The sequence below is a fragment of the Thauera sp. DNT-1 genome (assembly GCF_055393985.1).
In genome coordinates this window covers 4,160,603-4,181,555 of record NZ_AP043752.1, presented here as the reverse complement: position 1 = coordinate 4,181,555, position 20,953 = coordinate 4,160,603, and the positions used below count along the sequence as shown (strand labels likewise).

The 20,953-nt window shown below is 69.3% G+C and carries 17 protein-coding genes; 13 read left to right on the top strand and 4 right to left on the bottom strand.

Features of this window, described 5'->3' with window-relative positions; translation table 11 throughout:
- Positions 1-31: 31 nt before the first annotated feature.
- Together ACZ5PP_RS19235 and ACZ5PP_RS19230 are read left to right on the top strand one after the other, a co-directional pair.
- Positions 32-235 carry a cold-shock protein gene (locus ACZ5PP_RS19235; protein ID WP_004321396.1) on the top strand — a complete coding sequence of 68 codons (204 nt, stop codon included), beginning with the start codon at positions 32-34 and terminating at the stop codon, positions 233-235.
- Positions 236-366: 131 nt separating this feature from the next.
- On the top strand, positions 367-729 hold the full coding sequence (locus ACZ5PP_RS19230) for a hypothetical protein (protein ID WP_004321398.1): 363 nt from the start codon (positions 367-369) through the stop codon (positions 727-729).
- Positions 730-884: 155 nt separating this feature from the next.
- Here the strand turns inward: ACZ5PP_RS19230 and htpG are convergent, their stop codons facing one another.
- The 3 genes from htpG to greB form a co-directional block, all read right to left on the bottom strand.
- The gene (gene htpG, locus ACZ5PP_RS19225) at positions 885-2,828 is read right to left on the bottom strand and encodes a molecular chaperone HtpG (protein ID WP_004321400.1); all 1,944 of its coding nucleotides are present in this window, start codon (positions 2,826-2,828) and stop codon (positions 885-887) included.
- Positions 2,829-2,914: 86 nt separating this feature from the next.
- Entirely contained in the window at positions 2,915-4,549 is a 1,635-nt protein-coding gene (locus ACZ5PP_RS19220) for a methyl-accepting chemotaxis protein (RefSeq protein WP_464826482.1), read from the bottom strand.
- Between the two features lie 130 nt (positions 4,550-4,679).
- The gene (gene greB, locus ACZ5PP_RS19215; protein ID WP_464826481.1) at positions 4,680-5,234 is read right to left on the bottom strand and encodes a transcription elongation factor GreB; all 555 of its coding nucleotides are present in this window, start codon (positions 5,232-5,234) and stop codon (positions 4,680-4,682) included.
- A gap of 371 nt (positions 5,235-5,605) precedes the next feature.
- Between greB and ACZ5PP_RS19210 the strand changes: the two genes are divergently transcribed.
- The 5 genes from ACZ5PP_RS19210 (at position 5,606) to ACZ5PP_RS19190 (ending at position 12,198) form a co-directional block, all read left to right on the top strand.
- Complete coding sequence (locus ACZ5PP_RS19210; protein ID WP_464826480.1) at positions 5,606-7,825, top strand: ATP-binding protein; 2,220 nt, start codon at positions 5,606-5,608, stop codon at positions 7,823-7,825.
- On the top strand, positions 7,822-8,199 hold the full coding sequence (locus ACZ5PP_RS19205) for a response regulator (protein ID WP_012584993.1): 378 nt from the start codon (positions 7,822-7,824) through the stop codon (positions 8,197-8,199). Before ACZ5PP_RS19210 ends, ACZ5PP_RS19205 begins: the two co-directional genes overlap by 4 nt.
- Entirely contained in the window at positions 8,196-10,913 is a 2,718-nt protein-coding gene (locus ACZ5PP_RS19200) for a two-component system response regulator (RefSeq protein ID WP_464826479.1), read from the top strand. The genes ACZ5PP_RS19205 and ACZ5PP_RS19200 overlap by 4 nt, the downstream gene beginning before the upstream one ends.
- Positions 10,914-11,034: 121 nt before the next feature.
- A complete protein-coding gene (locus tag ACZ5PP_RS19195) occupies positions 11,035-11,250 on the top strand; it encodes a YdcH family protein (protein WP_012584991.1) in 216 nt (71 codons plus the stop codon).
- Positions 11,251-11,406: 156 nt separating this feature from the next.
- A complete protein-coding gene (locus tag ACZ5PP_RS19190) occupies positions 11,407-12,198 on the top strand; it encodes an alpha/beta fold hydrolase (protein WP_043742909.1) in 792 nt (263 codons plus the stop codon).
- Between the two features lie 42 nt (positions 12,199-12,240).
- On the opposite strand, the gene ACZ5PP_RS19185 is transcribed toward ACZ5PP_RS19190, so the two are convergent.
- Positions 12,241-13,146, bottom strand: a complete 906-nt coding sequence (locus ACZ5PP_RS19185) for an endonuclease/exonuclease/phosphatase family protein (RefSeq protein ID WP_273422391.1) — start codon at positions 13,144-13,146, stop codon at positions 12,241-12,243.
- Positions 13,147-13,312: 166 nt separating this feature from the next.
- Between ACZ5PP_RS19185 and ACZ5PP_RS19180 the strand changes: the two genes are divergently transcribed.
- The 6 genes from ACZ5PP_RS19180 to ACZ5PP_RS19155 all read left to right on the top strand — a co-directional run bounded on the left by ACZ5PP_RS19180 (position 13,313) and on the right by ACZ5PP_RS19155 (position 20,941).
- Positions 13,313-14,629: a methyl-accepting chemotaxis protein gene (locus ACZ5PP_RS19180; RefSeq protein WP_043742911.1), complete on the top strand. Its 1,317-nt coding sequence runs from the start codon at positions 13,313-13,315 to the stop codon at positions 14,627-14,629.
- 108 nt (positions 14,630-14,737) lie between these two features.
- Complete coding sequence (locus ACZ5PP_RS19175) at positions 14,738-15,757, top strand: cation diffusion facilitator family transporter (protein WP_012584987.1); 1,020 nt, start codon at positions 14,738-14,740, stop codon at positions 15,755-15,757.
- Between the two features lie 30 nt (positions 15,758-15,787).
- Positions 15,788-16,636, top strand: coding sequence for an HDOD domain-containing protein (locus ACZ5PP_RS19170; RefSeq protein ID WP_012584986.1), 849 nt, complete (start codon positions 15,788-15,790; stop codon positions 16,634-16,636).
- 215 nt (positions 16,637-16,851) lie between these two features.
- Positions 16,852-19,725, top strand: coding sequence for an adenosylcobalamin-dependent ribonucleoside-diphosphate reductase (locus tag ACZ5PP_RS19165; protein WP_464826478.1), 2,874 nt, complete (start codon positions 16,852-16,854; stop codon positions 19,723-19,725).
- A gap of 186 nt (positions 19,726-19,911) precedes the next feature.
- On the top strand, positions 19,912-20,151 hold the full coding sequence (locus ACZ5PP_RS19160; RefSeq protein WP_012584984.1) for a hypothetical protein: 240 nt from the start codon (positions 19,912-19,914) through the stop codon (positions 20,149-20,151).
- A gap of 13 nt (positions 20,152-20,164) precedes the next feature.
- Entirely contained in the window at positions 20,165-20,941 is a 777-nt protein-coding gene (locus tag ACZ5PP_RS19155) for a tetratricopeptide repeat protein (protein ID WP_043742915.1), read from the top strand.
- Positions 20,942-20,953 lie beyond the last annotated feature (12 nt).

Here is a 20,953-nt window from a genome sequence, read left to right as displayed (position 1 = left end):
GGGCTTTCCCCATTTTCAGGAGATTCAAGACATGGCAAACGGCACCGTGAAGTGGTTCAACGATTCCAAAGGCTTCGGCTTCATCACCCCGGAAGCGGGTGGTGACGACCTCTTCGCCCACTTTTCCGCCATCCAGGGCCAGGGTTTCAAGACCCTCGCCGAAGGCCAGCGCGTCACGTTCGACGTGACCACCGGCCCCAAGGGCCTGCAGGCGTCCAACATCCGCGCCGCCTGAGCTGCATCGCGAACCGGCGCCTGCGGCGCCAATCGCCTCGAGAGGCCCGACGAGAGTCGGGCCTTTTTGCTTTTCGGCCTGCCGAAAAGCGGCAGCGCGACCGATCACCCCTACGAATGGAGGACAGCCCGATGACCCGGCTCATCCAGAGAACCGAACTCGAGACCTACTACTACACACCCGTGCATTGCCCCTTCTGCGGCGTGCGCGTGATGGGCGCCGACCCCAGCGACGAGACGCGCATCACCGCCTGCCCGCATACCTTGTTCATCGCCCACGACACCGGCTTCGAATATCGCTCGGCCCGCCTCGACCACAATCTGCATCTCGACGGCCTGTCGGAGAGCGAGATCGAGGCGCGGTGGCACGAGGACGCACGCGGCATCGACGGCTTCACCGACACGGTGTGCCTGCCCGATGCGATCAAGGTCGCCGCCTACGCACCCGCACCCTCGGCGTACGGCTCGTACTACGGGTTCGCACCCGAAAATTGAGTTGCGCGCGCTCCCGCCGCGCCGCGCAGCGGTGAGCGCGCGCGCCTGCGCACTCGCGCAGCCCGTGCGGAGCCTGCACGACTGAGCTGAAACGAACGGGCGGCCGCCCTTCGGCGCGCCGCCCGTTGCGCTTGCAGTGCCCGGCCGCAGCCGGATCAGTTCCCGCTCATCGCCATCATCAGCTGGTTGATGCGCTTGACGAAGGTGGCCGGATCGTCGAGCGTGCCGCCCTCGGCCAGCAGGGCCTGGTCGAACAGCACCGCCGCCCAGTCGTCGAAGTGCTTGTCCTCGTACTTCAGGCGCAGCACCGCCGGGTGGTTGGGGTTGATCTCGAGGATGGGCTTGGAGACCGGCGCGTTCTGGCCCGCAGCCTTGAGGATGCGCGCGAGGTTCATGCCGAGGTCGTGCTCGTCGGCGACCAGGCAGGCCGGGGAGTCGGTCAGGCGCAGCGTCACCTTCACGTCCTTGACGCGCTCGCCCAGGCTCGCCTTCATCTTGTCGACCAGCTCCTTGTACTCGTCGGCGGCCTTCTCGACCTCCTGCTTCTCGGCCTCGTCCTCCAGCGCGCCCAGGTCGAGCCCGCCCTTGGCGACCGACACCATCGCCTTGCCGTCGAACTCGGTGAGGTTACCGGTCACCCACTCGTCGACGCGGTCGGTGAGCAGCAGCACCTCGATGCCCTTCTTGCGGAAGACCTCGAGATGCGGGCTGTTCTTCGCCGCGTTGAAGGTCTCGGCGGTGACGAAGTAGATCTTGTCCTGGCCTTCCTTCATGCGGCCGATGTAGTCGGCGAGCGACACCACCTCGTCGGGCGTATCCAGCTTGGTCGAAGCGAAGCGCAGCAGGCCGGCGATCTTGTCCTTGTTGGCGAAGTCCTCGCCCACGCCTTCCTTGAGCACCTTGCCGAAGGCCTTCCAGAACTCGGCGTACTTGTCCTTGTCCGCGGCCTCGTCGCTGTTGGCCAGGCTCTCGAGCAGGGTCAGCACCTTCTTGGTGCAGCCGGCGCGGATGGTGTCGATGTCCTTGGATTCCTGCAGGATCTCGCGCGACACGTTGAGCGGCAGGTCGGCCGAATCGACCACCCCGCGCACGAAGCGCAGGTAGGTCGGCATCAGCTTCTCGGCGTCGTCCATGATGAAGACGCGCTTCACATAGAGCTTGATGCCGTGCTTGGCGTTGCGGTCCCACAGGTCGAAGGGCGCGTTCTTCGGGATGTAGAGCAGATTCGTGTATTCGTGGCGGCCCTCGACGCGCGAGTGCGTCCACGCCAGCGGGTCCTCGAAGTCGTGGGCGACGTGCTTGTAGAAGGCGGTGTACTCGTCGTCCGTGATGTCGTTCTTCGAGCGCGTCCACAGCGCGTTGGCCTGGTTGACGGTCTCGTCCTCGTCGGTCACGACCTGCTTCTTCTGCTCCTCGTTCCATTCCTCCTTCTTCATCACGATCGGCTGCACGATGTGATCGGAGTACTTGCGGATCAGGCTCTTCAGCTTCCACGACGACAGCAGGTCTTCCTGGCCCTCGCGCAGGTGCAGCGTGATCTCCGTGCCGCGCCCGGGCTTGTCGACCTGCGCCACGGTGTAGGCGCCGGCTTCGTCGCCCGTCATCGAGCATTCCCACTTCACGCCCTGGTCGGCAGGGAGCCCGGCGCGGCGCGACACCACGGTGACCTTGTCGGCGACGATGAAGGCGGAGTAGAAGCCGACACCGAACTGGCCGATGAGGTGGGCGTCCTTCTTCTGGTCGCCGGTAAGCTTGCCGAAGAACTCCTTGGTACCCGACTTGGCGATGGTGCCCAGGTGGGCGATCGCCTCGTCGCGGCTCATGCCGATGCCGTTGTCGGCGATGGTGATCGTCCTGGCCTCGGCGTCGAAGCCGATGCGGATCTTCAGCTCGCTGTCGTCCTCATACAGCGCGCCGTTGTCGAGCGCCTCGAAGCGCAGCTTGTCGCAGGCATCCGAGGCGTTGGAGACGAGCTCGCGCAGAAAGATCTCGCGGTTGGAATACAGCGAGTGGATCATCAGGTGAAGCAGCTGCTTCACCTCGGCCTGGAAGGCGAGCGTCTGGGAGGAAGGTTGCGAAGGGTTGTGGACTTCGGACATTGGAAGCTGCTCCGTCGAGGGGTTGTCAAAACGCAGCAGCAGTTGGGGGCACGGCGGCGGATTTCAAGCGCCACCGCCCCCGCGGATCAGCAGCGGAAGCGCCCGACCAGGGCGTCGAGCTCGGCGGCCAGGCCCTGCAGCTGCTCGGCCGCGACCACCACGCTGTGCATCGAGCCCGAGGTGCCGTCGGCCATCTCGGTGATGGTCTGCACCTGGCGGGCGATCTCGGTGGAGGCGCTGCTCTGCTCACCGGTGGCGTAGGCCACCTCGCGGATGCGCTCGAGCGCCTCGCCCGCGGTGCTGCGGATGCGGTGCAGCGAATCGGTCGCGTCGCCCACCAGCGCCACGCCGCCATCGACCTGGCTCGACACCTCGGCCATCGCGCCCACCGTGGCACGGGTCTCGTTCTGGATGCCCTCGATCACCTTCTCGATCTGCACGGTGGCCACCGCGGTGCGCTCGGCCAGGCCGCGCACCTCGTCGGCCACCACCGCGAAGCCGCGCCCCTGCTCGCCGGCACGCGCGGCCTCGATCGCCGCGTTGAGCGCGAGCAGGTTGGTCTGGCCGGCGATCTCCTTGATCACGTTGGCGATGGTACCGACCTCGTCCGCACGCGCCACGAGCTGCTGGATCTTCTGCGCCGCGTCGCCCACGCGCGCGGCGATGGCCTGCATCTCGCGCGCCGCGCGCTCGGCCTTGCCGGCGCCCTCGTCGGCGAGCCCGGCCGCGGTGCTCGAATGCTGTTCGGCCAGGCGCGCGCTGTCGGAGATCTGCTCGATGCTCACGGTCATCTCCTCGATGGCGGCAGCGATCGAGGCAGTCGCGCCGGTCTGCGACACCGAGGCCTCGGACACCGAGCGCGACACCGCGTGGATTTCGCGCGCGCTCGCACCCAGGCGAGCGGCGCTGCCGCCGATCGCGCCGATCATGGTGCGCAGCTGCGCGAGCATGTTCGAGAGGTTGCCGAGCAGGCTGTCACCCCGCCCGCGCTGGGCCACCTCCACCGCCAGGTCGCCGGCGGCGGCGCGCTTCATGATCGCGCCGGCGTAGGCCGGCTCGCCGCCGAGCGCGCCGGTGACCCCGCGGATCACCCACACGCCGATCAACCCGAGCAGCACGAGCACCACCGCGACCAGGCCGCCGAAGCGCAGCGCCGCGTCATTGAAGGCAGCATCGATGTCATCCACATACACGCCCGAGCCCACCACCCAGCCCCAGGCCGGGAAGGCCTTCACGTAGCTCAGCTTGGGCTGGGCCGGGTCGGTGGCGACGCCCGAGCGCGGCCAGGTGTAGTCCACGAAGCCCTGCCCCTGTGCGCGCGCCAGCGTCACCATCTCGCGCACGAAGTGCTTGCCTGCGCTGTCCTTCAGGTCGGCGAGCTTGCCCTCGAGCGCGGGCCGCAGCGGGTGCATCAGCATGTTCAGCTCGAGATCGAGCACGAAGAAGTACTCGTTGTTCTGGTAGCGCAGCCCGCGCAGCGTGTCCTTCGCAGCTTTCTGCGCCGCCTCGCGCTCAAGCACGCCGGCCTGCTCCAGCGCGTGAAAATGCGCGAGCACCCCGGTGGCGAGCTCGATCTGGCTGCGTACGTTGCGCGCATAACCCTCGCGCATGTCGTCGCGGTTCTCGTACAAGGCCGCGAACGCGAGCACGACCATGCCCGCGAGGGCAACCAGCAGCATCAGCGCCAGGCGGCGGGCGACGGTGAGGGATTCGAAACGCATCTTGCCGGACCATCCACGAAAGGAAGCTTTTGCGGGAGGGCTGCCGCCTTGGCGCACAGCCGCTTCGTCCGGTTTACGGCAGCATTCGGCCCGCCTTGAGCACTATGCAGCCTGAATTTCACCGCGCCGTTCAGCGGTACTCCACCGCGCCGATCTCGATCTCGCGCACGCCGGCCGGGCTGTGGAAGCGCACCACGTCGCCGACGCGCGCCTTGAGCACCGCACGCGCCAGGGGCGAGATCCAGCTGATGCGCCCCTGCGAGGCGTCGGCCTCGTCGACCCCGACGATCTGCAGGGTCTGCTCCTCCGCGGTATCGAGGTCGCTGAAGGTGACCGTCGCGCCGAAGAAGACCTGCTCCAGGCCCTGCTGGCGCTCGGGATCGACCACCTCGGCGCTCTCGATGCGCTTGATCAGGAAGCGGATGCGGCGGTCGATCTCGCGCAGGCGCTTCTTGCCGTAGATGTAGTCGCCGTTCTCCGAGCGATCGCCGTTGCCCGCGGCCCAGGCCACGGTCTCGACCAGCTTCGGGCGCTCGACGCGCACGAGCTGGTCGAGCTCGACGCGCAGCGCATCGTAGCCGCGCCGGGTCATGTAGTTCTTGCTGCCGGGTGGCAGGCGCAGACCAGGAGCCAACTCCTCGTCCTCGTCGTTGCCCGGATCTTCCTTCACGAATGCCTTGTTCAATTGGTCTTCCCTCCACTACGGCGGGAATATTAACCCGTCAGGACAACGCGGTTCGCCCCCTTGGCCGAACGCTGCGCTTGACGTGCCGGCCGCTCGACTGCCCTTCCCACAGCGAGCCGGAGGCGCCGGCGCGGTGCGCGCCCGGCCGACCGCACGTCAATCCGAACTATCGCGCAGCACTGCGGTGGCCCATAATGGGCAGCATTCATATCGCGTAAAGCTCGGGGGCTCGCACCCGGCCCGGCGCGATCCGGCTTGCGCCGTCCCCATGTGACGAGAACAGGACGATGGGCGATCCATTTGTTGTTCCAGTTCCGCAGCATCCGGCCTCCCCTGCCTCGCGCAGTTGGCGAGAACGACTTCTTCGTGCCGTGCTCGTCACCCTCGCTGCCCTGCTCCCCCTCGCGCTCGAGGCAGCCCAGACGGTGCGTGTCGGGCTTTACCAGAACAGCCCCAAGATCGCGATCGGGGCCGACGGGCGGGGCGAGGGCATCTTCGCGGACATCCTGGAGGCGATCGCGGCACGCGAGGGCTGGCACATCGAGTATGTTCCCGGCTCGTGGAGCGAGTGCCTCGCGCGCCTCGAAGCAGGCGAGATCGACCTGATGCCCGATGTCGCCCGCAGCGCCGAACGCGAGTTGCGCCTCGCCTTCCACGACGAGCCGGTGCTATCGAGCTGGCACCAGGTCTACACGGCCCCCGGCAGTTCCATCCGCTCGCTGCCCGATCTGGGGAATCGGCGCATTGCCGTGCTCGATGCGTCGGTTCAGATGGACAATCTCCGCCAGCTGCTCGTCAACTTCAGCCTCTCTGCGACGCTCCAGGCCTACCCGGAGTACGCCGCCGCATTCGCCGCCGTCGCGGCAGGCGAGGCGGACGCGGTCGTCACCAACCGGTTCTTCGGCGTCCGCCACGCCGCGCAATACGGCCTGGTCGACACCGCGATCATCTTCAGCCCCTCGCGGCTCTACTTCGCGACACGCGCGGGCGGCGACAGGGCACTGCTCGCCGCCATCGACCGCCACCTCGTCGCGATGAAGGGCGACCCGGACTCGATCTTCTTCCGCTCGATCGCGCGCTGGGCAGTACAAACCGAAAGCCCGCGAACCGTGCTTCCCGCCTGGGTCGGCAGCGCCGCCCTGCTGGCGCTCAGCCTGCTCGCGGCAGGGGCGCTATGGGTCTGGATGCTGCGTCGCAAAGTCGAGGAAAAGACTGCGGAGATCACGCAACGGAACGAGGAGATCACCCTCACGAACCGTATCCTGCGCGATGCCACCGCCCGCCCGGACGCACCCCGCCTGCTCGAGGACCTCGTCCGTGCCGCCCTCGCCCTCACCGGCTTCGGTGGCGGCGTCGCCTGCCTTCGGGATGCGGACACGGGTCTGCTCGAGGTGAGCGCGCGCGTCGGCGACTGCGCCCCGGCCGCCTGCGCCGCCGACGGCGGCCCGCTGCGCGACACCGCGTGTGCGGCGACCCTCGCCACCGTCGCCAGCGGACGCGGACACGCCCTCGCCGACGCCGGCTCCACGCCGCGGCCCTGCGACAACGTATGCCCGGAGGGCGTGCTCCGGCACGCATTTTTCCGGCTTGAGGTGCGCGGTCGCACCCTCGGCATGCTCTGCCTCTACACCCGCGAGGAACGTACCCCGCCTCGCCGCGTGCTCGCGCTGGTCGAGGACCTCTGCGGTCCGGTCGCACTCGCCATGGACAACGCATGCCTCTACGCCGAAGCACAGGCGCTCGCCCAACGCCTGGAACAACGCGTCACCGAACGCACCGCCGAGTTGGCCGAGACGAATTGCGCACTGCTCGCCGCCAAGCATGCGGCGGAATCCGCCGACCGACTGAAATCGGCCTTCCTCGCCACCATGAGCCACGAGTTGCGCACGCCGCTCAATTCGATCATCGGCTTCACCGGCATCCTGCTGCAGAGGCTCGCCGGTCCGCTCAACGACGAACAGTCGCGCCAGCTCGGCATGGTCCAGGACAGTGCCCGGCACCTGCTTGCGCTGATCAACGACGTCCTCGACATCTCGAAGATCGAGGCGGGCGAACTGCGCATCGCGCATGAAGCCTTCGACATCGCGGCCTCGATCGACAAGGTCGCAGCCATCGTCCGCCCGCTCGCCGAGCGCAAGAGGCTCTGCCTCCAAGTGGAGCGAATGACGGGCCCGCTCGTGATGACCGGCGACATGCGCCGGGTCGAGCAGATCGCACTCAACCTGCTCACCAATGCGATCAAGTTCACCGAACACGGCCGGGTCACGGTGACCCTCGAGCTCGAATCGCAGCACGCCGCCGACGCCGGCCCGGAGCGCGCGGGCCGGCCGGCGGTCCGCCTCTGTGTCGCCGACACCGGCATGGGGATCCGCCACGAGGATCTCGAACTGCTCTTCCAGCCCTTCCGCCAGATCGACAGCACACTGTCGCGCCAGCACGAGGGCACCGGGCTCGGGCTGACCATCTGCAAGCGCCTGGTCGCCTTGATGGGCGGGGAGATCACCGTCGACAGCGAACCGGGGCGGGGCAGCCGCTTCACCGTCACCTTGCCGTACGAGACCGTTACGGCGAGCGCAGGAACCGGAACATGAACAAGCGCATCCTCCTCATCGAAGACAACGCCCAGAACCGCTACCTCGCGCGTTTCCTGCTCGACGCGCGGGGCTGGCAGGTGAGCGAGGCCGAGGACGGGCCGAGCGGGCTGCTCATCGCCGACCGTACCGACCCGGCGATCATCCTGCTCGACATCCAGTTGCCGGGCATGGACGGCTACGCGGTGGCCCGCGGGCTGCGCGAGAACCCCCGCCTCGCGCACGTGCCGATCATCGCCGTCACCTCCTACGCGATGCCGGGCGACCGCGAGCAGTGCCTGGCCGCAGGCTGCACCGGCTACATCGAGAAACCGATCGATCCCGAACGCTTCGCCGACGAGGTCGAGCGCTACCACACCGGAGACGACACATGAGGCACGTGCTGATCGTCGACGACCGCAGCGACAACCGCTACCTGCTGCGCGCCCTGCTGCAGGGGCACGGATTCGCGGTCAGCGAGGCGGAGAACGGCAGCGCAGCGCTCGCACGGGCCCGGACGCAGCGGCCCGACGTGATCGTCAGCGACCTGCTGATGCCGGTCATGGACGGCTACACCTTGCTGCGCGAATGGAAGGCGGACCCCGGGCTCGCATCGATCCCGTTCATCGTCTATACGGCCACCTACACCGAGCCGCGCGACGAGAAGCTCGCCCTCGACCTCGGCGCCGACGCCTTCATCGTCAAGCCCGCCGAGCCGGAGGCCTTCATGGAGGTCGTCGCGAACGCCCTCGCGCGCGCGGACGAAGGCGGCCGGGTCGCCGCCAGTCCACGCGCCGACGAGACGGTCGTGCTGCGGGAGTACAACGAGGTGCTCGTCGCCAAGCTCGAACAGCGCAGCGCCGAACTCGAGGTCCACGTCGCCGAGCTCCAGCGCGCCGAGAGCCGCCTCGGCCGCCTGAACCGACTCTACGCCGCGCTCAGCGAAACCAACCACGCCATCGTCCATGCCACCGCGGCACCCGCGCTGCTGGCGACCGCGTGCCGCATCGCCATCGAGCGCGGGGGCCTGTCGGCGGCATGGATCGGCCTGCTCAATACCGCGGGCGACGGGATCCGCGCGGCCGCCCATCACGGCAGCCACCTGCCCTGGGTCGAACGCCTCGCCCTGCTGAGCCCGCACGCCACGGCCCGCACGCCGGTCGAGATCGCGGTCGCCCGCGGCACGACCTACCTGCAAAACTCGCTGCAGGACGACCCGGCGCTCGCCCCCATCCATGACGAACTGGAAGCGGCCGGCCTGCGTGCGGCGATCGCGATACCACTGGTGCAGGACGGGCGGATGAGCGGCTGCTTCGTGCTGTACGCAGGCGAAACGGGATTCTTCGACGAGGAAATGACCGGACTCATTACCGAGATGGCCGAAGACGTCGCATTCGCGCTGGCCAATTTCGAGCGTGAGGCACGCCGTCAGCGCGCGGAGGAAGCCGCCCGCCTGCTTGGTCGGGCCGTCGAGGCGTCCGCCAACGGCATCATGATCACCGATGCGCGCCAGCCGGGAAACCCGCTCATCCACGTCAACAAGGCTTTCGAGCGGATCACCGGATACAGCGCTGCCGAGGCACTCGGACGAAATCCCGGCTTCCTGGTCGGCGCCGACCCCCTGCAGCGCGGCCTCGCGGAGATCCGCGCTGCAGTGAAGGCGCAGCGCGAGGCGGAGGTCGTGTTGCGTAGCCACCGCAAGGACGGCAGCCCGTTCTGGAACGAGCTGAGCCTCGCACCGGTGCGCGACTCGGCGGGAACGGTGACGCACTTCGTCGGCGTCATCAACGACATCAGCGAGCGCATCGCTTACGAGGAAGCCCTCGAGCGCCAGAACAACGAGGACCCGGTCACCGGCCTGGCGAATCGCAACCTGCTGCGCGACCGCGTCGGCCAGGCCATCGCCTTCGCGCGCCAGGACGGTCGAGCGCTCGTCCTGCTGTTGCTCGATCTGGACAATTTCAAGCGCATCAACGACAGCCTCGGCCACGACGCCGGCGATCAGGCCCTGAAGGAGATCGCCAAGCGCATCCGGGACTGCGTGGATGCCTGCGACACCGTGGCGCGCATCGGCGGCGACGAATTCGTCGTCCTGCTCACCGACCTTGCCGGCGCACAGGCCGCATCGCTGGTCGCAGGCCGGATCCTGCGCGCGATCGGCCAGCCTCTCATCGTGCTCGGGAGGGAAATCAAGATCTCGGCGAGTATCGGGGCGAGCGTGTTTCCCGACGACGACGACGGCTTCGAAGCCCTGCTGCGCAACGCCGACGCCGCGATGTACCGTGCCAAGGACGCCGGCCGCAACGCATTCCACTTCTACACCGCCGACATGAATGCCGAAGCGGTCCGCAAGCTCGAGATGGAGGGCCGGCTGCGCCAGGCAATCGCCCAGGACGGGTTCGTTCTCCACTACCAGCCGGTACATGAGGCCGCCGGCGCTCGCATGGTCGCCGCCGAGGCGCTGGTGCGCATGCGCGACGAGAACGGCACGATCACGCCGCCGGGCGAGTTCATCCCCCTCGCAGAAGAGACCGGGATGATCCTCGCGCTGGGCCGCTGGGTCTTGCTCGCAGCCTGCCGCGAGGCACGCCGCTGGCTCGACCTGGGCCGCGAGATGCAGGTGGCCGTCAACCTCTCGGCACGCCAGTTCAACGATGAGGGACTCGCCGCGCATATCCGCCATTGCCTGGCCGCAGCGGGCCTGCCCGCGCGCCTCCTCAAGCTCGAGATCACCGAGAGCATGGTCATGCGCGACGTCGGTCAGGCCGCCCGGGTCCTGTCCACCCTTAAGGCCCTCGACGTCAGCGTGTCGGTCGACGATTTCGGGACCGGCCACTCCTCGCTCGCCTGCCTTCGCCGCTTTCCGCTCGACCAGCTCAAGATCGACCGCAGCTTCGTGCAAGACGCGGCACAGGACGAGGATAGTGCCGCCATCGTACGCGGCATCATCGCGCTCGCCGGCAGCCTGCGTTTGCAGACCGTCGCCGAGGGGGTGGAGACCGCCGAGCAGGTGGGTTTCCTGCGGTCCGCCGGCTGCGACCTGTTGCAGGGCTACTACTTCAGCCGCCCGCTGGAAGCAGACACGCTGGCGCGCCGGCTCGCGGGTTGAGCGCACCGGCCTTCCACACCGGCGCAGGTTGTCTTCCCCCGCGCTGCCACATACCATTGGGGACAAAACGATGCTGCCCGGCACTTCGCCCATGGTCGGCACGCAAGCGAGGGGAACGAGCATGACCGGGGAGAGCTTCGACGAGGTGACCAGCCTGCGCCAGCGGCTGGACGAGTTGCGCCTCGAGCACCGCGACCTCGACGACGCGATCGCCCGCCTCGCCGACAACCCGGTGGAGGACGAGCTGATGCTGCGCCGGCTCAAGAAACGCAAGCTCGCACTCAAGGACCGCATCGTCGCGATCGAGCACCTGCTCGACCCCGACGAATATGCCTGACTGCCACGGTGCCTGAACAACCCGCCGGCTCGACACTCCATCCGGCCGGCTGAACGTCCGGCCGCCTGAACCCGCACGCGGCAGGCTCGGCTTCGCAGAGCCCCCTCCAGGACGCCTGCGCCCGTCCGCGGTCCCGAACCCTCCAAGAACACGCCCATGACCCAGACCCTCCAGCTCGACGGCCGCCGCGCCGCCTTCGACGAGTCCGGCCCCGCCGCCGCGCCGGTCATCCTTCTGATCCACGGCGCCGGACACGACCGCGGCGTCTGGCAAGCGGTCGCCGCCGGGCTTGCCGCCGCCGGCCGCCGGGTGATCGTCCCCGACCTCCCCGGCCACGGCGACTCGGAAGGCGAGGCCCCCGGCGCGGTCGACGCCATGGCGGCGTGGGTGCTCGCCTTCGCCGACGCGCTCGGCCTCGAACGCTTCGAACTCGCCGGGCACAGCATGGGCTCGCTGGTCGCACTGGCCGCCGCGGCTGCCGCGCCGGGGCGCATCGCACGCCTGCACCTGCTCGGCAGCCTCGCGCCGATGCCGGTCGCGCCCTTCCTGCTCGATGCCGCGCGCAGCGACCCGGCGCAGGCCCACGCGCTGATCAACAAGTTCTCCTTCGCCCCCGCCGAAGTGCTCGGCGAGGACCGCCGACGCACGCTCGAGGCCGGCAACCGCGAGCGCATGGAACGCAACGGCAGCGAGACGCTCGCGCGCGACCTCGCGGCCTGCAACGCCTGGCAGGACGCGCTGGCCGCCGCCACGCGCCGCGACTGCCCCACCCTGCTGCTGTGCGGCGCGCTCGACCGCATGACCCCGGTGAAGGCCATCGGCCCGCTGCACGAGGCCCTGCGCGCCGGCGGCGGCGAAGTGAGGCTGGTGGAGTTGGCAGGCTGCGGCCACGCGATGCAGGAAGAGGCCCCGACCGCCGTGGTGCGGGCCCTGCTCGGGACCGACTGAGCCCGGCCGGGCGGTCGTCTCCCCTGCCGCGCTCCTCTCGTCTTACGCGCCCAGCTCCAGCACCACCGGCTGGTGATCCGAAGCCGCGGTGTCCGCGAGCACCTCGACCGCGCGCACCCGCGGCGCGAGGTCGGCAGTCACGAAGAAGAAGTCGCAGCAATAACTGCGGTCGGGCCACTCCGCACCGTGCAGCCCGACGCTGGGCGCATGCGCCCGCGCGCCGTGCGCGACCGCCCACGCGTCCACCCAGTGCGTGCGCTCGGCGTCCGGTGCGAGCTCGGACGCGGGTAGCGGACGCTGCAGCGCGAGGTATTCGGCCGAGCCCGGTTCGCAATTGAAGTCCCCACACAGCACCGCCGAGGCCGGACGCGGGCGCGCGGCGAAGGCGGGGTTGGACTCCTTGCCCGCCGCCGGCAACCGCGCCAGGTCCGCCGCCTGGGCCTGCAGCGCGCGCAAGGCCTCGACCTGGGCGCGGCGCTGGCGCGCGGAGTAATACTCGAGGTGGGTGCTCATCACCCGCAGCGGCCCCCAGGGCGCCTCCACCACCGCCTCCACGCACACCCGCTGCATCGCCGGACAGGCGGGGTCGGCGGGCGATGGCAGCAGGTGGCGGAACACCTGCCCCACCGGCAGGCGCGACAGCAGCAGGTTGCCGAAGCGCGCCCGCCCGCCGTCGCCGTCGGGCACGTCCATACCCGCGCCGAACACCGGCTCGAAATCCGCACAGGCCTCGGCGAAGAAGGCCGGCTCGTCCTCGCGCGCACCGCCGGCGAGGCCGGGAAAATTGCTCGCCACCTCCTGCAGGCAGATCAGGTCGAGCGGCCCGGCGGCGCGGATCGCCTCGCGCGTACGCGCCAGATCCACCCGCCCGTCCGCCCCGCGCCCCCACTGGATGTTCCAGCTCAGCAGGCGAATGCCTCGTTGTCGCTGCCCGATCGATTTCTTCATACGCATTTCGACATGATGTAAAGAAAGACCCCCGCGCGCCGTTATACCGGGCACGCCCCGTGTCCGGCGCGGACGCCCCGCCGCCTTCCAGCCCGACACGCCGCGCATCCGGACAGGCGGCCTGCGGCCGCCCGTCATCGCGACTCCCGACGACGGCCACCAGACCATGTTCAACCGCAAGCTCAAGAGCACCCTCCAGGAACAACAGGCCGAGCTCGCCGCACGCCAGGCGGTGATCGAGGCGATCGACCGCGCCACCGCCCGCATCGAGTTCGCACCCGACGGTACCGTGCTGTTCGCCAACGAGCTCTTCCTCGCGACCATGAAGTATCGCAGCGAAGAGGTGCTCGGGCAGCACCACCGCATGTTCTGCGACGAGGCCTACGCGAATTCGTCGGACTACCTCGCGCACTGGCAGCGCCTGCGCCGCGGCGAGCCGGTGAGCGGGCGCTTCGAGCGCCGCGACGCCACTGGCGAGCCGGTGTGGCTCGAGGCCACCTACAACCCCGTATTCGGCCCCGACGGCCGCGTGCTGCGCGTGGTCAAGCTCGCCACCGACATCACCGCCCAAGTCCGCGAGGGCGCCGAGCACCGCGCCATGCTGTCGGCGATCGAGCGCTCGATGGCGATGATCGAATTCGACCTCGACGGCAAGGTCCTCGCCGCCAACGACAACTTCCTCGCCACCATGGGCTACGCCCGCCACGAGGTGCTTGGCCGCCACCATCGCCTGTTCTGCGCCGCCGAGGACGCTGCGACGCCCGAGTACGCGCAGTTCTGGGAGCGCCTGCGCCACGGCGAATATTTCTCCGGCCGCTTCCGCCGCGTGGCGCGCAACGGCCGCACGGTCTGGCTCGAGGCCAGCTACAACCCGGTGTTCGATGCGTCCGGTCGGCCCTGCAAGTTCATCAAGCTCGCCGCCGACATCAGCCCCCGCGTCGAGGCGCTCGAGGAAGAGGTCGCCAACGCCGCCGCCGCGCTCGAACGCGCCCGCGACAACGCCCACCTCGCCGAGCGCGGCACCGACGTGATCGCGCGCGCCACCGCGCAGATGGTGGCGATCTCGAGCAGCGCCGAGAATGCCGCGCACACCTTCGGCCAGCTCGGCGACGAGACCGGGCGCATCACCACCATCGTCAACACCATCCGCGAGATCGCCGACCAGACCAACCTGCTCGCGCTCAACGCGGCGATCGAGGCCGCGCGCGCCGGCGAGCACGGCCGCGGCTTCGCGGTGGTCGCCGACGAGGTGCGCAAGCTCGCCGAGCGCACCTCCAAGGCCACCACCGAGATCAGCGCCATGATCTCCACCGTGCAGGACGCCACCCACCTAGCGATCTCGCGGGTGCACGGCATGCACGAGACCGCCACCGCGAGCATCGGCTTGGCACGCGAGGCCGGCGAGGTCATCGACGGCATCCACAACGGCGCCACCGAGGTCGTCGAGGTGGTGGAGCGCTTCTCGGGGCTGCTGCATCGCTGAGTCCCCGAAGGGTGTGGACGCGCGCCGCGGCCCGCCGCGGATGCCGGAGGTGTCGGGACCGACTGCGCCACAGGCATAATCCGCTGAAGCCCTCGAGGAAGCGCTGCGATGCACACCCATCACGGTCATCAGCACGACCACCACGCCCACAACGAGCACGACCACCAACACGGCGACCCCGCACACGGCCACGCATACCCGCATCAAGCCGGTCACGCCCACCCCCCTCATCACGCGCACGACCACTCCGCGAGCCGCTTCCTGCCGCTCGCGCTCGTGCTCACGCTCGGCTTCGCCGCGGTCGAGGCGATCGCCGGGTGGTGGTCGGGCTCGCTCGCCCTGCTCGGCGACGCCGGCCACATGCTCACCGACGCGGCCTCGCTCGGGCTGGCGGCGCTCGCCGCGCGCATCGCGCTGCGCCCGGCCAGCGCCCGCCACTCCTACGGCCTGCGCCGGGTCGAGGCGCTCGCCGCGCTCGCCAACGGGCTCTTCATGCTGGTGATCGTCGGCGGCCTGGTGTGGCACGCGGTCGAGCGCCTGCTCGAGCCGCGCGCGGTGGCCGGCGAGGCGGTGATCCTGGTCGCGCTCGGCGGGCTGGTGCTGAACCTGGCCGTGGCCTGGCTGCTGACCCGCGGCGAGGGCGATCTCAACACCCGCGGCGCGCTGCTGCACGTGATCGGCGACCTGCTCGGCTCGGTCGCCGCGCTCGCCTCGGGCATCGTGATCCTGTACACCGGCTGGATGCCGATCGACCCGCTGCTCACCATGCTGATCTGCGGCCTGATCCTGTATTCCACGCTGGCGCTGCTGCGCCAGGTGGTCCACACCCTGCTCGAGGGCGTGCCCGACGGCCTGTCGCTGCCCGAAGTCGGTCACGCGATGGCGGGCGTCGAGGGCGTGCGCTCGGTGCACGACCTCCACATCTGGAGCCTGGATTCAAACCGCAGCGCGCTCTCCGCCCATGTCGTGCTCGCCGACGCGGCGCGCTGGCCGACGGTGCTGGCGGCCGAGCGCGCCCTGCTGCGCAGCCGCTTCGGCATCGAGCACGCCACCCTGCAACCCGAGCTGCCGCCGGCGCAGCCGCTGGTCTTCACCCCACGTACGCCGCGCGCACGCGATGCCGGCTGAGCCCCTCCCCCGATCCACAGGACCCCGACAATGCACTCCGCCCAGGAACTGGTCAGCCAGATCGAGGCGCTGACCTCGCTGCCCGATGTTTACATGCGCGTGCGCGAACAACTCGAGTCGCCGGCCGGCTCGGTCGTCACCGTCGCCCGCCTGGTCTCCGCCGACCCCGCGCTCTCGGCCCGCCTGCTGCACCTGGTCAACAGCCCCCTGTTCGGCCAGCGCGGCCGCGTCGAGGACATCGTGCGCGCGGTCGCGCTGCTCGGCCTGCAGCAGGTGCACGACCTGGTGCTGGCGATGTCCCTGCAGGGCATCTTCGCCGGCGTCCGCCCCGCCCGCCTCGACATGCGGCGCTTCTGGCGCAACAGCCTGCTCACCGGACTGGCCGCGCGCGCGGCCGGGATCGCCGCCGGCCTCACCGCCGGCGAACGCCTGTTCCTGATCGGCGTGCTCGCAGACACCGGCCACCTGGTGATGTACCAGACCGTGCCCGAGCTCGCCGCCGCCGCGCGCCTTGCGGCGCAAGCCGGCGACGAGGCGCTCGACGCCGCCGAGCGTCGCCTGGTCGGCTGCGACTTCGCGGAACTCGGCGCCGCCCTGCTCGACCGCTGGCAACTGCCCGACCGCTTCGGCACCGCGGTGGGCGCGCAGATGCTGCCGCGCCTGGGCGGCGCCTACGCCGCCGAGGCGGCGACCATCAACCTCGCCCGCCGCATCGCCGAGGCCGACGAGCTGGACCTCCCGAGCAGCGCCGCCGCCGCCCGCGTCGCGCCCGAGACCTGGGGCCTGCTCGGGCTCGAGGCGGAGCGCCTGGCGGGCCTGCGCGAAGGTGCGGAGATCGATTTCGCCGCCTACCTGTCGCTGTTCTTCCCACGCAGGTAGGGGCCGCAGCGTGGCGCAAACCCGCATGGAGACTGGGATTCCAGCCCAAAAACCCCACTTCGGAAGCTACTACATGTAGTGCCCTGCAAAATCATGAAATACAAAGAGATTATATAAGTCATTGTTTTTTTACATTTTTATTTTTTTGCACCAGCACTCGTTCCGCGCTATCCTTCCGTCCGTCCCAAGACCCACCACGGAGGAAGAAAAAGACCATGAGCGAGACCACCAGCGCGTCCACCCAGAACACCGTCAAAGCCTCCGCCGCCAACCTGCCGATGCAGGAAATCTCCGGCGAGGTGCTCGTCGAGAAGTACGCCAAGGGCGATGAACAGACCGTCGCCGAAGTGCGTCGCCGCGTCGCGCGCGCGCTGGCTGCAGTCGAAGCCGAGGACAAGCGCGCCCACTGGGAGGCGAAGTTCCTCGAGGCGCAGGAGAAAGGCTTCGTGCCCGCCGGTCGCATCAACAGCGCCGCCGGCACCACGCTCGCCGCCACCCTGATCAACTGCTTCGTGCAACCGGTCGGCGACTCGGTCACCGAGGCGGTCGATGGCCGCCCCGGCATCTACACCGCGCTCGCCCAGGCCGCCGAGACCATGCGCCGCGGTGGCGGCGTCGGCTACGACTTCTCGTCCATCCGTCCAAAGGGCGCGCTGGTCAAGGGCACGGCCTCCAACGCCTCCGGCCCGGTGTCCTACATGCGCGTGTTCGACCGCTCGTGCGAAACGGTGGAGTCCGCCGGCGCGCGCCGCGGCGCGCAGATGGGCGTGCTGCGCTGCGACCACCCCGACATCGAGGAATTCATCCACGCCAAGGATGAAGGCGATCTCACCAACTTCAACATCTCGGTCGGCGTCACCGATCCCTTCATGCAGGCGGTCGAGGCCGACGGCGACGTAGAGCTGGTGCACAAGGCCGAGCCCACCGAAGAGGTGAAGGCCGCCGGCGCCTACCAGCGCGACGACGGCATGTGGGTGTACCGCAAGGTGCGCGCGCGCGAGCTGTGGGACCAGGTCATGCGCTCGACCTACGACCACGCCGAGCCGGGCATCCTGTTCCTCGACCGCATGAACGCGGACAACAACCTGTACTACTGCGAGACCATCGAGGCCACCAACCCCTGCGCCGAACAGCCGCTGCCGCCCTACGGCTGCTGCTGCCTGGGCTCGATCAACCTCACGCTCTTCGTCAAGAACCCCTTCGGCGACAAGGCCGAGTTCGACTATGCCGGCTTCGGCAAGGTGGTCGACGTCTCCATCCGCATGCTCGACAACGTGCTCGAGGTCACCCACTGGCCGCTCGCGCAGCAGCACGCCGAGGCGCAGTCCAAGCGCCGCGTGGGCCTCGGATTCACCGGCCTGGGCGACGCGCTGATCATGCTCGGCCAGCGCTACGACACCGCCGAGGCGCGCGAGGAAGCGCGCAAGATCTCCGAGTTCATGCGCAACCGCGCCTACCTGGCCTCGTCCGAACTCGCCCGCGAGCGCGGCGCCTTCCCGCTCTTCAACGCCGACCTCTACCTGTCGGGCGGCAACTTCGCCTCGCGCCTGCCGGCCGATGTGAAGGACAAGATCCGCAAGCACGGCATCCGCAACTCGCACCTGCTGTCGATCGCCCCCACCGGCACGATCAGCCTGGCCTTCGCCGACAACGCCTCCAACGGCATCGAGCCGCCCTTCTCCTATACGTACACCCGGCGCAAGCGCATGGCCGACGGCACCTTCAAGGAGTACGCGGTCGAGGACTACGCCTGGCGTCTGTACAAGCACCTCGGCGGCAACGTCGAGCAGCTGCCGGCCTCCTTCGTCACCGCGCTGGAGATCTCCGCGCAGGCCCACAAGGACATGGTCGCCGCGGTCGCGCCCTACGTCGACACGTCCATCTCCAAGACGGTGAACGTGCCCGAGGACTACCCCTACGCCGAGTTCGAGGATCTTTACCTCACCGCCTGGAAAGCCGGCCTCAAGGGGCTCGCCACCTACCGTCCCAACTCGGTGCTGGGTTCGGTGCTGTCGGTCACCCCGACCGCCGAGCAGAAGCAGCCGCACGACGTCGAGATCGCCGACGCCAACAAGCGCCTGTCGATCAAGAACCTGCCCGCTCCGGTGCTGTCCAGCCTGCGCTGGCCCGGCCGCCCGGACCTGCCCGACGGCAACCTGGCGTGGACCTACATGCTCAACACCCCGACCGGCGGCTTCGCCCTCTTCGTCGGCCAGGTGGGCAACAACGGCGGCAGCTTCCCGTTCGAGGTGTGGGTCAATGGCGCCGACCAGCCGCGCGGCCTGGGTGCGGTGGCCAAGACCCTGTCGATGGACATGCGCGCCAACGACCGCGGCTGGCTCAAGCTCAAGCTCGACACCCTGGCCCGCACCGTGGGCGAGCGCTCCTTCGAGATGCCCTTCCCGCCGCACGGCGAGAAGAAGCTGGTGCCCGGCGTGGTGTCGGCCTTCGCCCAGGTGGTGAATTACCGCTGCGAGAAGCTCGGCGTGTTCGACAAGGAAGACGAGAGCAACGGCGTCCTCGACACGCTGTTCAGCCTGGAAGAACCCAAGACCGGCACCGACGGCACGCTGTCGTGGACGGTGGACATCTACAACCCGGCCACCGGCGAAGACTTCGTGCTCGGCCTCAAGGAAATCACCCTGCCGGACGGCGTCACCCGCCCGTACTCGGTGTGGCTGTCGGGCAACTATCCGCGCGCGCTGGACGGCCTGACCCGCATCCTGTCGCTCGACATGCGCGTCATGGACCCGGCCTGGATCGGCATGAAGCTGCGCAAGCTCCTCGACTACCCCGAGCCGCTCGGCGACTTCATGGCCTTCGTGCCCGGCACCCGCCGCCAGCAGAACTGGCCCAGCACCGTGGCCTACCTGGCGCAGCTCATCATCCACCGCTACGCCATGCTCGGCGTGCTCGACGAGCGCGGCTACCCGACGCGCGAGATGGGCATCCTGGAGTCGCCGCGCGACGACAACGAGCCCAAGCTGATGCAGGGCGCGCTGTGCAACGAATGCGGCAACCACACCGTGATCCGCAAGGACGGCTGCGACTTCTGCACCGCCTGCGGCGCGGTCGGGACCTGCGGCTGAGCGCGCGCACGGGCATCGCGCAAACGTCATATTCAGCAAAAAAGGGCAGCCCTGCGGGCTGCCCTTTTTTGCGCTCGGTGTGATCCGTCGATCGTTTCCTGGACGCAGACGCTCTATATAATCGAGAAAATCTTCAGAAACGGTGCGCAGCCCGCCCTGCGACCACGGCACGCCCGAGCGATCACCATGCCCACCTGCCCGCGTTGCGACGGAACCGACTGCCGCGAGTCCCCGTGGAAATCCGCGGACGAGCGCCTCGCCCACCCGGGCGAGCGCGCATGGCGCTGCATGTCCTGCGTGCACCGCTTCCACGCCCCGGAGCCGCGCCGCCTGCTGCGCGACAACCCGATCGTCGCCGCGGTGGGCGGCAGCACCCTGCTGCTGACGATCGCCGTCATCGCGATCCTGTGGTTCTGGAAGAGCTGAGCGGGGAGCGCGCATGAGCACTCGCGCCCATCCGGCCTGCCCGGCCTGCGGATCCACCGACTGCCGGCGTTCGCGCTGGCGCTCGCACGAGGAACACGCCGGCCATCCCGGGCTGCACCCCTGGCGCTGCCTGGCCTGCGACCAGCGCTTCCTGGCTCCCGACGACGCGCTCCGGCCGCGCAGCAGATGGCCGCTGGTGGTGGGGATCCTGTCGGCCCTGCTGCTCCTGGGCATCGGCATCGCGAGCGTGCGCATGCTGAACCTCGACGAGTCCGGCGATGCGCCGGGCGAGACCCGATCCGCCGCGGCCGAGCCCTCGGCGCCGGCGGACGCGCTCGACGCCCGCTTCCGCGCCGCACGTGCCGCGCTGCTCGACACCGCGCGCGGCCGCGAAGTGTCCGCCAGCGCGGTGAGCCAGTTGCGCGAGGCTGCCGAAGGCGGCCACACCGGTGCCATGGTGCTGCTCGGCAAGCTCTACCGCAGCGGCATCGGCATGCCGCAGAACTACGAGCTCGCCGCGCGCTGGCTGAACCAGGCGGCGCATGCGGGCGATCCCGAGGGCATGGTGGAGTTCGGCCGCCTGCATCGCAGCGGGATCGGCGTCGAACGGGATGCGGTACAGGCCTATGTGTGGTTCAATCGCGCAGCCGCCCTGCTCAACATGGACGGCGTGCAGGAGCGCGACAGCATCGCGGTCAAGCTCGACGCGGACGAGCTCCGGCGCGCGCAGGCCCTGTCGCTCGAAGCGGCCGAAGAGGCCGCCCGGCAGGCGGCCGAGCGCAGCCGCTGAGCCCCCGGGCGT

Bases quoted from the DNA above. Each gene is read 5' to 3' on its own strand.
- ACZ5PP_RS19220 (WP_464826482.1), bottom strand. From the start codon at position 4,549: ATGCGTTTCGAATCCCTCACCGTCGCCCGCCGCCTGGCGCTGATGCTG.
- ACZ5PP_RS19235 (WP_004321396.1), top strand. From the start codon at position 32: ATGGCAAACGGCACCGTGAAGTGGTTCAACGATTCCAAAGGCTTCGGC.
- ACZ5PP_RS19155 (WP_043742915.1), top strand. From the start codon at position 20,165: ATGAGCACTCGCGCCCATCCGGCCTGCCCGGCCTGCGGATCCACCGAC.
- ACZ5PP_RS19190 (WP_043742909.1), top strand. From the start codon at position 11,407: ATGACCCAGACCCTCCAGCTCGACGGCCGCCGCGCCGCCTTCGACGAG.
- ACZ5PP_RS19195 (WP_012584991.1), top strand. From the start codon at position 11,035: ATGACCGGGGAGAGCTTCGACGAGGTGACCAGCCTGCGCCAGCGGCTG.
- ACZ5PP_RS19185 (WP_273422391.1), bottom strand. From the start codon at position 13,146: ATGAAGAAATCGATCGGGCAGCGACAACGAGGCATTCGCCTGCTGAGC.
- ACZ5PP_RS19230 (WP_004321398.1), top strand. From the start codon at position 367: ATGACCCGGCTCATCCAGAGAACCGAACTCGAGACCTACTACTACACA.
- ACZ5PP_RS19175 (WP_012584987.1), top strand. From the start codon at position 14,738: ATGCACACCCATCACGGTCATCAGCACGACCACCACGCCCACAACGAG.
- ACZ5PP_RS19180 (WP_043742911.1), top strand. From the start codon at position 13,313: ATGTTCAACCGCAAGCTCAAGAGCACCCTCCAGGAACAACAGGCCGAG.
- ACZ5PP_RS19170 (WP_012584986.1), top strand. From the start codon at position 15,788: ATGCACTCCGCCCAGGAACTGGTCAGCCAGATCGAGGCGCTGACCTCG.
- ACZ5PP_RS19205 (WP_012584993.1), top strand. From the start codon at position 7,822: ATGAACAAGCGCATCCTCCTCATCGAAGACAACGCCCAGAACCGCTAC.
- htpG (WP_004321400.1), bottom strand. From the start codon at position 2,828: ATGTCCGAAGTCCACAACCCTTCGCAACCTTCCTCCCAGACGCTCGCC.
- ACZ5PP_RS19200 (WP_464826479.1), top strand. From the start codon at position 8,196: ATGAGGCACGTGCTGATCGTCGACGACCGCAGCGACAACCGCTACCTG.
- ACZ5PP_RS19160 (WP_012584984.1), top strand. From the start codon at position 19,912: ATGCCCACCTGCCCGCGTTGCGACGGAACCGACTGCCGCGAGTCCCCG.
- ACZ5PP_RS19165 (WP_464826478.1), top strand. From the start codon at position 16,852: ATGAGCGAGACCACCAGCGCGTCCACCCAGAACACCGTCAAAGCCTCC.